At 63.1% G+C, this 13,304-nt stretch carries 11 protein-coding genes, 1 tRNA gene and 1 pseudogene; 5 read left to right on the top strand and 8 right to left on the bottom strand.

The window, feature by feature from the left end; genetic code table 11:
• Positions 1–4: 4 nt before the first annotated feature.
• The 4 genes from ybeY to OTERR_RS02190 form a co-directional block, all read right to left on the bottom strand.
• On the bottom strand, positions 5–514 hold the full coding sequence (gene ybeY / locus OTERR_RS02175) for an rRNA maturation RNase YbeY (RefSeq protein ID WP_149424719.1): 510 nt from the start codon (positions 512–514) through the stop codon (positions 5–7).
• A complete protein-coding gene (locus tag OTERR_RS02180) occupies positions 511–1,566 on the bottom strand; it encodes a PhoH family protein (protein ID WP_187775284.1) in 1,056 nt (351 codons plus the stop codon). Before OTERR_RS02180 ends, ybeY begins: the two co-directional genes overlap by 4 nt.
• A 6-nt stretch (positions 1,567–1,572) precedes the next feature.
• Positions 1,573–2,904 (bottom strand): tRNA (N6-isopentenyl adenosine(37)-C2)-methylthiotransferase MiaB, encoded by a 1,332-nt coding sequence (miaB, locus tag OTERR_RS02185; RefSeq protein ID WP_223115984.1) that lies wholly within the window; start codon positions 2,902–2,904, stop codon positions 1,573–1,575.
• Between the two features lie 69 nt (positions 2,905–2,973).
• Positions 2,974–3,315 (bottom strand): hypothetical protein, encoded by a 342-nt coding sequence (locus tag OTERR_RS02190; protein ID WP_149424721.1) that lies wholly within the window; start codon positions 3,313–3,315, stop codon positions 2,974–2,976.
• 239 nt (positions 3,316–3,554) lie between these two features.
• On the opposite strand from OTERR_RS02190, the gene OTERR_RS02195 reads away from it, so the two are divergent.
• From OTERR_RS02195 to OTERR_RS02205, 3 genes are all read left to right on the top strand, one after another.
• Positions 3,555–3,632: transfer RNA gene (locus OTERR_RS02195), tRNA-Met, on the top strand.
• Positions 3,633–3,713: 81 nt separating this feature from the next.
• Complete coding sequence (locus OTERR_RS02200; protein ID WP_149424722.1) at positions 3,714–4,892, top strand: UbiH/UbiF family hydroxylase; 1,179 nt, start codon at positions 3,714–3,716, stop codon at positions 4,890–4,892.
• Positions 4,893–4,918: 26 nt separating this feature from the next.
• Positions 4,919–5,662, top strand: coding sequence for a DsbC family protein (locus OTERR_RS02205; RefSeq protein ID WP_149424723.1), 744 nt, complete (start codon positions 4,919–4,921; stop codon positions 5,660–5,662).
• Between the two features lie 180 nt (positions 5,663–5,842).
• Here OTERR_RS02205 and OTERR_RS16510 read toward each other — a convergent pair whose 3' ends face one another.
• Complete coding sequence (locus OTERR_RS16510) at positions 5,843–7,987, bottom strand: methyl-accepting chemotaxis protein (RefSeq protein WP_149424724.1); 2,145 nt, start codon at positions 7,985–7,987, stop codon at positions 5,843–5,845.
• A 350-nt stretch (positions 7,988–8,337) separates the two neighbouring features.
• On the opposite strand from OTERR_RS16510, the gene OTERR_RS02215 reads away from it, so the two are divergent.
• Together OTERR_RS02215 and OTERR_RS02220 are read left to right on the top strand one after the other, a co-directional pair.
• A complete protein-coding gene (locus tag OTERR_RS02215) occupies positions 8,338–9,231 on the top strand; it encodes a transporter substrate-binding domain-containing protein (protein WP_149424725.1) in 894 nt (297 codons plus the stop codon).
• 377 nt (positions 9,232–9,608) lie between these two features.
• Positions 9,609–10,145 (top strand): DUF2058 domain-containing protein, encoded by a 537-nt coding sequence (locus OTERR_RS02220; RefSeq protein WP_149424726.1) that lies wholly within the window; start codon positions 9,609–9,611, stop codon positions 10,143–10,145.
• Positions 10,146–10,535: 390 nt separating this feature from the next.
• On the opposite strand, the gene OTERR_RS16235 is transcribed toward OTERR_RS02220, so the two are convergent.
• The 3 genes and pseudogenes from OTERR_RS16235 to OTERR_RS16240 form a co-directional block, all read right to left on the bottom strand.
• Positions 10,536–11,453, bottom strand: a complete 918-nt coding sequence (locus OTERR_RS16235) for a TnsD family Tn7-like transposition protein (RefSeq protein WP_246154272.1) — start codon at positions 11,451–11,453, stop codon at positions 10,536–10,538.
• A gap of 108 nt (positions 11,454–11,561) precedes the next feature.
• Positions 11,562–12,008, bottom strand: a pseudogene (locus OTERR_RS16680) (TniQ family protein); the annotation flags it as partial.
• Positions 12,009–12,032: 24 nt separating this feature from the next.
• Positions 12,033–13,067, bottom strand: coding sequence for a hypothetical protein (locus tag OTERR_RS16240; protein ID WP_246154274.1), 1,035 nt, complete (start codon positions 13,065–13,067; stop codon positions 12,033–12,035).
• Positions 13,068–13,304: the final 237 nt, after the last annotated feature.

A 13,304-nucleotide genomic window follows, 5' to 3' on the forward strand; every position in this document is an offset into this window, starting at 1 on the left:
GTCCTCAGTCGTGAACCCTGGGGGCGGGGGAGTCTTTTTCGGCGGCGTAGGGGTCCGGGTAGCCCAGGCTGGCGAGGATGTCGGTTTCCAGAGCCTCCATGGCCTCGGCCTCGTCGTCGTCCTCGTGGTCGAACCCTTGCAGGTGCAGCATACCATGCACCACCAGGTGGGCATGGTGGTGCTCCAGGGGCTTGCCCTGCGCGACCGCTTCCCGGGCTACCACGGCGGCGCAGACGATCAGGTCGCCCATCACCACCGGTTCGGTATCGTAGGGAAAGGACAGCACGTTGGTGGCGTAGTCCTTGCCCCGGTAGTCCCGGTTCAGCTCCTGGCCCTCGGCGGGTTCGACGAAGCGTACCGTGACCTGGCCGCCGCGTTGGGCGTCCACGGCGTCCAGAGTTGCCCGGGCCCAGCGGCGCACCTGCTCCCGGGAGGGTAGCCCGTCCTTGTTGCAGGCGTATTGCACCGACAGGTTGAGGCGGCGCGATGCCGCCGGAGGCGCGCCGGCGTTCATGCCTCGCTCCCTTCCGGGCCGTGCTGCCCGGCGCCGTGGTGGGCGTTGCGGGCGGCGGCCTGGGCTGCCTTTTGGGCGGTTTCCACGGCCTTGGTGTGGGCCTCGTAGGCGGTGACGATGCGCGCCACCAGCGGGTGGCGCACCACGTCTTCCCGGTTGAAATGGACGAAGGCCAGGCCGCGCACGTCCTTCAATACCTCGGCGGCCTCCTTGAGACCGCTCTTCTGGCCCTTGGGCAGATCCACCTGGGAGGGGTCGCCGGTGACCACCGCCTTGGCGCCGATGCCGATGCGGGTGAGGAACATCTTCATCTGCTCGGGCGTGGTGTTCTGCGCCTCGTCGAGGATGATGAAGGCGTTGTTCAGGGTGCGGCCGCGCATGTAGGCCAGGGGCGCGATCTCGATGTTGCCCTTCTCGAACAGCTTGCCCACCCGGTCGAAGCCCATCAGGTCGTAGAGGGCGTCGTAGAGGGGGCGCAGGTAGGGGTCCACCTTCTGGGCCAGGTCGCCGGGCAGAAAGCCCAGGCGCTCGCCGGCTTCCACCGCCGGGCGGGTCAGGACGATGCGCTCGACCAGCTCCCGCTCGAAGGCGTCCACCGCGCTGGCCACTGCCAGGTAGGTCTTGCCGGTGCCAGCCGGGCCGATGCCGAAGGTGATGTCGTGTTCCTGGATCGCCTTCAGGTAGTCGCCCTGGCGCGGCGTGCGGCCGTGCAGTTCGGCCTTGCGCGTGACCAGCTGCACCGTGGCGGTGTCCTGGGGGCTGACCCGGCGCACCGGTTGGTTGACCAGCTCGATCAGGCCGAGTTGCAGGGTGTCCACGCCGATCGGCTCGCCGGACTTGCCGTAGAAGTAGCGGATGGCGTCCTCGGCGCGGCGCATGGCCTCGATCTCGCCGCGCAGGGTGAAGTGTTCGCCGCGGCGGGCGATGGCCACGTCGAAGGCGGCCTCGATCTGGCGCAGGTTCTCGTCCAGGGCGCCGCACAGGTTGGCCAGGCGCAGGTTGTCGTGGTCGTCCAGGGAAAAGCTGAGGGGGCGCTGCTTGGGGGCGTTCACCTGGATTTACTCCTTGACCACGATTTCGCCGCGCAGGCTGTGGGGCAGGGCGGCGGTGATGGTCACGTCGACAAACTGGTGGATCAGGCGCGGGTTGCCGACGAAGTTCACCACCCGGTTGTTGTCGGTACGGCCGGCCAGCTCGTTGGGGTCTTTCTTCGACAGCCCTTCCACCAGTACCCGCTGCACGGTGCCGACCATGGCCTGGGAGATGGCCTGGGCCTGGTCCTCGATGCGCTTTTGCAGGCGCATCAGGCGCTTCAGCTTGACGTCCTGGGGCGTGGTGTCGGCCAGCTCCACCGCCGGGGTGCCGGGGCGGGGCGAGTAGACGAAGGAGAAGGAGGTGTCGAAGCCCACGTCCTCGATCAGCTTCATGGTCTTCTCGAAGTCTTCCTCGGTCTCGCCGGGGAAGCCGACGATGAAGTCGGAGGACAGGGAAATGTCCGGGCGCGCGGCGCGCAGCTTGCGGATCAGGCTCTTGTATTCGAGCCCGGTGTAGCCGCGCTTCATCGCCGCCAGCACCTGGTCCGAGCCGGCCTGCACCGGCAGGTGCAGGTGGGACACCAGCTTGGGCACCTTGGCGTAGGTGTCGATCAGGCGCTGGGTCATCTCCCGCGGGTGGGAGGTGGTGTAGCGGATGCGCTCGATGCCGGGGATATCGGCGATGTACTCGATCAGCATGGCCAGGTCGGCGATCTCGCTGGAGCCGTCCATGACGCCCCGGTAGGCGTTCACGTTCTGGCCGAGCAGGGTCACTTCCTTGACGCCCTGGTCGGCCAGGCCGGCCACCTCGGTGAGCACGTCGCCGAAGGGGCGCGACACTTCTTCGCCCCGGGTGTAGGGGACGATGCAGAAGGTGCAGTACTTGGAGCAGCCTTCCATGATCGAGACGAAGGCGGTGGCGCCCTCGGTGCGCGCCGGCGGCAGGGCGTCGAACTTCTCGATCTCGGGGAAGGATACGTCCACCGCCGCCTTGCCCTTGCTGCGCCGCTCGGCGATCAACTGGGGCAGCCGGTGCAGGGTCTGGGGGCCGAAGACCACGTCGACGAAGGGCGCCCGGGCGACGATGGCGTCGCCCTCCTGGCTGGCCACGCAGCCGCCGACGCCGATCACCAGGTCCGGGTTCTGCTGCTTCAGGTGGCGCACCCGGCCCAGGTCGTGGAAGACCTTTTCCTGGGCCTTCTCCCGCACCGAGCAGGTGTTGAAGAGGATGATGTCCGCCTCTTCCGGGTTGTCGGTCTTGACCACCCCCTCGGCGGCGTCGAGCACGTCGGCCATCTTGTCCGAGTCGTACTCGTTCATCTGGCAGCCAAAGGTCTTGATGTACAGCTTTTTCACGGCAAACAACCTACACAAAAAAGAGCGCCGGGGCGCGGAAAACGGGGGCGGCATGCGGCCGCCGCGTGCTTACTTGGCCAGGGCCTGGGCTTCATCCTCGGTCAGTAGCCACAGCTTCCAGACCTGACCTTGGGCGTCCCACTGCACCCGCACCGGCTGATCCTTGTACTCCCCCGCCACCGTCATCGGCAGCACGATCAGGTTCTGCCGGTTGCGGATCTGGACGCCGGGGGCCAGGGGGAAATCGGTTTTGCCGATGCGCACCCAGCCCTGGCCGATGGCACTCAGCTTGCCCACTTCGGTATTGGCCGGAAACGTGCGCAATTGGGCCAGGGCCGGCAGACTCGTCCCCCAGGTCGCCAGCACGGCGAAAACGGCCAGCAGGCGGCGCAGGGCGGGGGCGGCGGTCATGGCGGCTCCAGGAACGGTGATCGGACGGTGGGGCGGGATGGATAGGGATGTGGCGGTCGGCCGAAAGTTGCAACGCCACTCCCGTCCGGGGCGCCGTGGCGGGCGACGAGTCTCGACAAATGATGGAGGTTTCGCCCGAATCCCGGCTAAAAACAGCAATTTGCGCAAGTATAGCCGATTCCTGTACAGTGCATCTGTTGACGGCGAGTGGCGTTTTGCCTATTATTTGCGCCCTTCGTGGTGATGTAGCTCAGTCTGGTTAGAGCGGCGGATTCATAACCCGCAGGTCGGCAGTTCGATCCTGCCCATCACCACCAGAATCCCGCAAAAAGCCCGCTGGCGTGTCCAGCGGGCTTTTTTGTTGGTTTTGTCCGGGCGAGCGATCTGGAGTGTGGAAGATGTCCCAGGAAAAATCCCCTGATTTCGACGTGCTCATCGTCGGCGGCGGCCTGGCCGGGCTGAGCCTGGCGGTGGGGCTGCGGGACGCCCGGCTCAAGGTGGCCCTGGTCGAGGCCCAGCCGCCGCGCCGGCCCACCGAGGGCTGGGACGCCCGGATCTACGCGGTGAGCCCGGCCAACGCCCGCTTCCTGCGCCAGCTTGGCGTGTGGGACCGGCTCGATCTCACCCGGGTGGCACCGGTGGAGCGCATGGCGGTGGCCGGCGACGCCGGCGGCCAGCTCGATTTTTCCGCTTACGAAGCCGGTGTCCCGGAGCTGGCCTGGATCGCCGAATCGTCCCTGATCGCCGACGAGCTGTGGCAGACCGCCCTGCGCCAGGCCAACCTGACCCTTTATTCTCCGGCCCGCCCCGCCGCCGTGCGCTGGAACGAGCAGGCCGCCCACCTCACCCTGGACGACGGCCGCGCCCTCTCCGCCCGCCTGCTGGTGGCCGCCGACGGCCGCGATTCCTGGCTGCGCGGCCAGGCCGGACTGCCGGCCCACACCACGCCCTACAACGAGGTCGGGGTGGTGGCCAACTTCGACATCTCCCGTCCCCACCTGGGTGTCGCCCACCAGTGGTTCCGCGACGACGGGGTGCTGGCCTACCTGCCCCTGCCCGGCGACCGCATGTCGATCGTCTGGTCCACCCCGGACGCCCACGCCAAGGAACTGCTGGCCCTGGAGCCGGCGGCCTTCTGCGACACGGTGGCGGCTGCCGGCGGCCGGGTGCTCGGCGAGCTGTCCCTGATCACCCCGCCGGTGGGCTTCCCCCTGCGCCTGATCCGCGTGCCGCGCACCGTGGCGCCGCGCCTGGCCCTGCTCGGCGACGCCGCCCACGGCATTCACCCGCTCTCGGGCCACGGCATCAACCTGGGCTTCCAGGACGCCCGGGCCCTAGCCGAATTGTTGTCCGGCGCCTCGCCGTGGCAGGATGTGGGCGACGAACGTTTCCTCGCCCGATACCAGCGCGCCCGCAAGGAAGAGGTGGTGATGCTGCAGACCGTCACCGACGGCCTGCGCCGCCTGTTCCGCGAACCCATGCCCCTGCTGCGGGCGGTGCGCAACGCCGGCATGTCCCTGACCAACCGGTTGGGCCCGGTCAAGAGCAGCCTGATCCGCTACGCCCTGGAAACCTGAGCGCCCCTTTTCTTCTGGAGTCCCCTATGACCCTGCGTTTTTCCCGCCGTCCCCTCGCCCTGCTGGCCGCCCTGGCCGTGTCCGCCGGCATCGCCGCGATCGGTAGCGCCGCCCTGGCGGCCGACGACGGCCATGCCCGCCTCAAGGCCGACCTGGAGAGCAAGCTCAACATCAAGGTCGACAGCATCACCAAGAGTGGCTACCTGGGCCTCTACGAGGTCTACGCTGACGGCACCCTGTTCTACACCGACGAGAAGGGCAGCGCCTATGTCTTCGGCAACCTGGTGGACGCCAAGACCCGCCAGAGCGTGACCGAGGCGCGTATGGCCAAGCTCAACGCCATCAAGTTCGCCGACCTGCCGCTGGAGTCGGCGGTGAAGCAGGTCAAGGGCAACGGCAGCCGCACCCTGGTGACCTTCGAGGACCCCAACTGCGGCTACTGCAAGCGCCTGGCCAAGGACCTGCAGAAGCTCGACAACGTCACCATCTACACCTTCCTCTACCCGATCCTGTCCCAGGATTCGGTGGATAAGGCCAAGCAGATCTGGTGCTCCGCCGACAAGGCCAAGGCCTGGAACGACCTGATGGTCGACGGCCGCGCCCCCAGCGGTAAGGGCGACTGCGCCACCCCGACGCAGAAGATCGTCGAGCTGGGCCAGAAGTACAACATCCGTGGCACGCCGACCCTGGTGTTCACCGACGGCGAGCGCATTCCCGGCGCCGTGCCCCTGGACCGTATCGAGAAGAAGCTGGCCAGCCTGGGCAAGTAAGCCGGCTGGAAACCTAAGCGGGGCGCGCCTCTCCGGCTGCCCCCTGCGGAGAGGCCCGTCTGACGTGCCTTTCGGAGGACACCCCCTGGAGAACGCCATTTGGCGCGCCTTTCCAGGGGGTGTTGTTTTTGATGGGTAGCGTGGAGGCGGCTGACCCCGCTTGCCGCCGCCGGCGGTGCTTCAGCGCAGCACCGCCGAGACCTTGAACTGGCCCATCAGCCGGTTCAGCGCCTGGGCGGCGCCGCCGGTCTGTTCGGCACTACGGTGAGCCTCCTGGATCGCCGTGCGCACCGAGTCGGCGCTCTCGGCCATGGATTCGATGCGGTTGCCGTTGGTGCGGGTGGCGGCGGCCAGTTCGTCGATGGTGGCGAACAGGCGTTCCAGAATGTCCTGCACCTCCTTCTTGTCGCTGGCCGCGTCCATGGCCAGCTTGAGGCCTTCTTCCAGCTCGTCCATGCCCGAATCCATGGTGCTCACCGCCTCCTCGGCCCGGTTCTGCACCGTGGCGATCATGCCGCCGATCTCCTGGGTGGATTGGGCAGTGCGGTCGGCCAGCTTGCGTACCTCGTCGGCCACCACGGCAAAGCCCCGACCCGCCTCGCCGGCCCGGGCCGCCTCAATGGCTGCGTTGAGCGCCAACAGGTTGGTCTGGCTGGCGATGTCGTTGATCACCGTGACGATGCGGCCGATTTCCGAGGCGCTGTCCTTGAGCTGGCGGATGGTCTGGGTGGCGGCTCCCACCGAATCGCGGATCTGGCCGCTACGCGCCTCCACCCGCTGGAATTGCTCGCGGGCCTCGGCGGTGGCCTGGTGCACCGCCTCGCGCATGGTTTCGACCTCGGCGCTGGCGGCGTCCAGCTCCTCGGCCTGCAGGCGCACGCTGGCCAGGGTGTCCACCAGGGTCTCGTGGAGCTGTCCCGAGGCGCTCATGGTCTTGCGGCTGGTGCCCTGCAGGGCCGCGTTGGCGCGGCCGATCTCCTGGTTGGTGGCGATCACCCGGCCGATCAACTGCTCCAGGTTGTCGATCAGGCTGTTGATCCACTGGGCGATCACCGTCGCCTCGTCGCCCCGGCCCTCCGGGCGGGGCAGGCGCTCCGCCAGGTTGCCGCCCCCCTCGGCGATGGTGCGCAGCACCCGGCTGGTGTCGCGCAGCCGGTGCGACAGTGCGGCCGCCCCCAGGTGCTTGAAGAGGAAGGCACCACCCAGCACCAGGGCTAGTTGGCCGAGCGCCACGGCGGCAAAGGGCAGGTCGGTGAGGCCGTGGATGGCGGCGCCGGCGCCCCACACCCCCAGGGTCATGGCCAGGTACAGGCGCGATAGCTGGTAGCCCAGGCTGCGGTAGCGGTACACCTCTTCCAGGTCGGCCTCGCACATCATCCCCCAGGTGTCCGGGGAGCCGGGCATGGTGAACGTGACCCCCTTGCCGATTACCGGGATGTGCCGGTAGTCCGAATAGCCCGGGTAGGTGACGAACAGGTTCTGTCCCTGGCGGATGGTCTCCCGCACCCCGGGGTGGAGCTGGCCGGTGGCCGGGTCGTTGAAGATCACTTCGAATTCGGTGTGCTCGCGGATCTGCACCGTGCCGAAGTCGGTGCGCACCCCCTGCTTGAGGTTGTCGCCCAGGGAGAAGGTGCTGTCCTCGAAGCGCGAGCGGGACAGGGCGGTGCCCGGCTTGATCGTTGGATCGAAGCGGGACTGGACCATGAACAGGTAGTTGTCCCCGGACTCGTGGAAGATGTGCCCGGCCTCGCGCTGGATCAGGTCGCCCACCACGTCGTTGGGCACCCGGGCCAGCAGGGCGGCCTTGCCCCCGGCCACCGCCAGGGGGCGGTAGAACATCAGGGTCACGCCGTCGTGAAAGGCCGAGGTGGACGGCCCCAAGGCGCGGGTTACCGGATCCACGTAAGGGCCGTGCAGGAAGCGGCCGGCCAGTCCCGCCGCCACCGCCTTGGGGGGCAGGTCCCGGGCGCCGACACGCTCGGCGCGGGTCGAGGTCAGCACCGTGCCGTCGGCGCCGATCACGGCGATCTCGCTGGCGTCGCGTAGCAGCTTCTGCTGGTCGGCGAGCAGGCTGGCCGGTACGCCGGGGAATGCCTGTTCGACCTCCCGGGACAGGGCGTCGAGCTGGTCCCAGACCTGTTCCGCCCAGGATTGCAGGATGCGCATCCGGGTTGCGGCGAAGCCCTCGAAGGCCTGCTCCAGCACCGGGTAGCGGTCCCGGTTGACCCGGGTCGCCCAGCCCATGGCCAGTTTGCCGGTCTTGCCCAGCCAGGGCAGCCAACCTCGCTCGCTGGCGGAAAGTTGCATTGCGTCGCTTTTCAGCATGTTGTCCTCTATTGGAAAGTGTTTATTTTTCTAGTCGGACGATGAGCAAGTGCCGTTCCATCTTTGGGCGTTCTGCCTAACGCATTGATCCAGGAAGGAAATTAACAACATGGAGGGATGCTTCCGTATGCGCTGGGCACTGTTGTGGTGCCAAAGCCAAACGCACGGTCGAACGTCTTTACAGATATGGCACGGTTTTGGTGCATTGGCCGTTCATTGCTGGAGATGAGTGGCAAGTTAAAAGCGATTTTTATTTTGTTTTTTTAAGCCCCGCAAGGTTTTTGACTTTGTTCGCCCCGCACCTAGACTTTCAGTGCGCTGTGAATTTTCCAAGAACAACGGGGGATGCCATGAAAACCATTTCGTTTGCTGCCAGTGCCTTGGTAATTGGCGGCATGATTGCCTTTCCGACTTGTGTCGTGGCGCAGACGCTACATAAAGTCGCGGCGGAAAATAAAATAACCGTGGGTTACCGGGAAGCTGCGGTTCCTTTCAGTTACCTGCTGGGACCACGCAAGGCCGTGGGCTTTTCCGTGGAGTTGACCGAGGCCATTCTCGATGACGTGCGTGCTTGGCTGAAGCGGCCGTACCTGGAGGTGGCCTACATTCCCGTCACGGGTCAGAACCGTATTCCGCTCTTGGTCAATGGCACCTACGATCTGGAGTGCGGGTCGACGACCAATACCTCTGCCCGGGGTAAGGAGGTTGCGTTTTCGGTAAGTTATTTTTATGCCGGCACCCGGCTTTTGACGAAAAATGATTCGGGTGTAAAGGATTATTCCGATCTGACCAACAAAACGGTGGCGACTGCAGCCGGAAGCACCAATGAAAAAGTGATTCGCGCCTATGGCGATTCCCATAATCTCAATCTGAAAATCACCACCGGAAAAGATTATGCCGAGGCGTTTCAATTGCTGGAAAACGGAAGCGCGGCCGCCCTGGCCCTGGATGACATCCTGCTCTTCGGCTTGCGGGCCAATGCCCACAATCCGGGCGAGTTCGCCGTAGTGGGCGATGGGCTGCAGATCGAACCTTACGGCTGCATGGTGCGCAAGGACGACCCCCAGTTCAAGGCGCTGGTGGACGACGCCCTGAAGCGTCTGATGCGTTCCGGCGAGTTCGCCCGGCTCTACACGAAATGGTTCGAACGACCGATTCCGCCCAAGGGCGTCAATCTGGCCATGCCGATGAGTCCCGCCTTGAAAGCCAACCTAAAGGCATTCAGCGACAAGCCGGCCTACTGAGTTCGAAGTTGCCCGCCCCGACCGGAGGCTCGTCCACAAAAGGCCTGATTCCTGGATTGGGCCTTCTTCTTTTGAATGGCTCCCGCTCGATGCCGGTATGGGCTGCCCTTGAAATTGGATGTGGGCAGCGTGCTCATGACCAACGTGCGCCAAATCCAGTTGTATGCGGATGCGTCACTGTGCCGACCGCTATGAGTGAACGCCCCTCTCATTAAAATCATCCAGGCTGTCTTCCACCCGCGGCCCGCAGTGACCTTGCACTGAGCTGGCGGGCGCCCCGCCTTCGCCTGAGGAGCGGCGTGGGCCACACTTTTGCTAAGCTAGCGGCCTTTTCCGGCTGACCTTTTCAGCCTAACCCACGTCAGGAAGCGGCACCTATGGCCTCTTTGCAAGATCAGTTTTTGAAAGCCGGCCTCGTTAGCCAAAAGAAGGTCAAACAGGCCAACCACGAAAAGAGCAAGCAGAAGAAGGACGAGCGCCGCACCGGCGTGCAGGCGGTTGATGACGTGCGCCTGGCGGCCCAGGAAGCCCAGCGCAAGAATGCCGAGCGCGCCCGCGAGCTCAATGCCCAGCGCGCGGCCGCCGCCGCCCAGAATGCCGTTGCGGCGCAGATTGCCCAGATGGTGCAGCAGAGCCGGCAGAGCAAGGGCGGCGGTGACATCGCCTATAACTTCACCTACGGCAACAAGATCGAACGGCTGTACGTGTCGGCCGCGGTTCAGGCCCATCTGACCGCCGGGCGCCTGGTGATCGTCCGCCAGGGAGCATCCTTCGAACTGGTACCCAAGGTGGTCGCCGACAAGATTGCCGAGCGGGACGCCTCCATCGTCGTGCGGGTTAACAAGCCCAGTACCGAGGTGGAGGGAGACGACCCCTACGCCGACTACAAGATCCCGGACGATTTCTCGTGGTAAAGCAGGCGCTTGCCCCCCGTGAGAAAGAAGGCGATAGCCCGTCAGTGCCCTTGAAGGGTCGCTAGGATTTCGGTTGCGCAATGGCTGCTAGGGTTGAACACCACTGCGCCAGAAACACAAAGCCCGGCATTCGCCGGGCTTTGATCATTTACGGTCTGACAGACTTTATTCTTAGCCGACAGACTCTATTGCTTCCTTGTTACCGCACAATACATTATTGAAAGCATGGAAGATCATACACTTGTAGTCGTGGTTTCAGACTATCGGTTCAATTGGTTAAATTTCTCAATGCGGCGTAGAAATGTAACTAACTAATTTTGCTAGCGTTCAAGAAACTATTGGTTAGTAGACGGCTGAGGGAGCTCGTGTAGAGGTCGGATTTCAAGATACTCAAAGGGTGGGAGTGACCTTCGCTAGCCATTCTCGATCATGGCGTTCCAACCACGCCAATCCATTCCCCTCTACTGACTTCAATGTCTTGATTGACGCCCCTTGCATGGTATTGAACAACTCCAGGGCATGAGCTCTATGGTGATCACGAAGCCGTTCAAATCGCCTCACCCTCCAGGCATCCCGCAAGAGCTGATTTGAGGCTGCGAATGCTCGGACAAGGCTCTTCTTCAAACCCGTTTTCTCAGCGATCTGCCCGTAATCGTCGCCGGCAATCAGCATGCTACTGAGCAGCGCTTTGGCTTGGTCGGTCAGAATTCGAGGCCGATGGCCATATGGCACGCCGACCGAATCCAGCCACCTGCATGCTTGGCACAGCGGTATCCCCGTTGCTTTGGCCGCACGAGACACTGACCATTTCTCGAACTCCACGAGCCGTCGCAAAGCCTTGCGGAAGTTTCCAGCCACGGCGTCGGCCTCGTTGGAAATGTCTGTCACCGTAGCAGCTCGATACGCGTCGATGAAATGTGCCACCGAGTCAAACAGGAACGCGATCAGCACAGCATGCTTTACTGGGTGGTGCAGCCCAGGAAAGCGTCGTGTCAACAAACCAATGACACCTGCACCATTGGGGTCCGCATCGGCCAGAAAACTGAACGCTGGCAGGGCCACGAGTTCACCGTAATCGGCTGTAAGGTGTCGCGTCATCGTCAACGTGCGGAGTGACCCGTCAAACGCGGCACATCCCCGATCTCGTGCACCCAGTCGATATGCAATCCTCAGTCGGTCGTCATCAAAAATTGCTGAGATCTGCGCAATGCTCGCGCTTATCGAAGCAATGTGTGCCAGCTTTTCGATTGAAGTTGCTCTGAGTTCCGGCAGACGTTCCCATTCGCCATCGGAATGGTCCTCCGGCATCGTCCAAGCCCGAAGTTCGCGTGGCTGCAAGTGACCTGCCAGGCGCTGGAGCGGGGTGCCGTGGCGCCGGCAAATCCAAACAGAGGGCCACTGATGCTCCAGAATCCATCGAGAAAACCCCAATTCATCCAAGTCGTGTTGTATGCACTCGGGACATGCCTTTAGGGGATGTGACGCACCGACTCGACTGGCCATCAACCCGAGCAGGTGCTTGGGCTCCGCCATTCGCTGACCACAAAGAGCCTCCAACGCCCGCTGGTAACGTGGTGGGGGAATGAATGGCGCATAGTATCCCAGCAGCGTTCGTTCCAATGCCAACGTTTCTGGGGCACCTAAACAGTTACGAGTTCTGTTGCAAAGCTCCGACAGATTCCTTGGGAAATCATGCTTTAGCGCAGGACGATGGGCTCCAAATAATTGGGCACAAGAATGTCCTGCAATCGCATTCCCACTTAGCCGGTGATACCTCGCGCACCAAGAGTACAAGGACTCCCCTTCAACCAACGACGGCAGGTTGATTGGGTGATTGTCGAAGAGGCCGAGGCCGGCTCCCATGAACTTCGCAACCGTAGCTTCCGCTCACGTCTTCCCGGTGAAGTCCGGTGGAGCATAAGCGGTTATTACCCCTGTCTTTTGATAGCCGCGTCCCGCTTTACGATACACCTTTTCCGGGCAAGGGCCTGACCAGTCCCGAGCAATCCCCTTTGCCTCGAGTTGCTTCACAAAAGGGGCAATCGGAACAATGGCCGACGAAACGAGATAGTGATAGACGTCAGTCGCACGGTGATGTTCGAGCCCAGCATCTTCGGTAATGAGGCTTCTGGCGACCGCCTTCCCGTGATAGCGGGCCATCGCCCACATGACGCGCCGTGCATAGAAATGCCACTGCGACTCCTGTAATGTCGCGCACGCGGCGCGGGTAAGCGGGAAGCTGATGGCATCCGGCCAAGTGGCTGGCTGAAATTTCGTATTTCTAACCAACGATGCAATTGAAATTCGCGTCGGCCGGCCGGGCTCGCTAAAGAGACGAGAGGCAGTCTTCTTGATCTCCTCTGCCCAATCAGCATCTTTCGGATGAACCTTCTTAGCCGACGACCGCCCGTGTTTCTTGGCGGACTTCATGCCATTCTGCTCAATCGCTTTCTTCAAGGCTTCAATGCCTGCTTTCGACCCGGAGACGGCAATTCGCTTCATGGCGCCATAGTAGTCGCGCCACAAATCACTGATCTCGAGATTTTCGGCTATCGCGATCGACGTCAGTCGTTCAATGAGAACGTTCACGCCGTTGGTGGTGCGATTCATCTGACTGGGAGAGTGCATGTCATGGGGGGATATCTCTACGGCGGCTACAAACGGGCCCTGTGTTTCAATCTCGGCTAGCTTTGCCAGAAACGCTTCTGCATCTTGAAACAGATAGTTTGCGAGCAATAAATTTCGGTTAAACGGCCCCTCGATAGCCTCTTTCGTCAATCCGAGAAAGTTGAACCAGTTCTTTGTCTTTGCCGTCGCGTACGCTCGATCCAGTCGGGCCAAGAGTGTCGGTGAATAATGGGACTCCATTGCTGCTTTAAGACTTTTCCGGTCGACTTTCTCCTTGCCCCAGCGAAATCCCATCTCGAGAGCCCTGTCGCGGAGGACCCGGGGTAGGTTCTCCGCGAGCATCCTCTCCGGTACATGGGTCAAGACAAGGCTCGCAAACCTCGCGATATCATTTTCTTTACTGGATGCCACATAGTCTGACGGCTCTTGCTCCGCTAGCTCGAATCGGTATCCGCAATAGCACCCTAGCCAGGGGGCGAGTGTCAGATCTTTCGGTGATTCGATTGGGCAGCCGCATTCTGGGCAATGATC

The sequence above is a fragment of the Oryzomicrobium terrae genome, from assembly GCF_008274805.1.
Lineage (GTDB): Bacteria > Pseudomonadota > Gammaproteobacteria > Burkholderiales > Rhodocyclaceae > Oryzomicrobium > Oryzomicrobium terrae.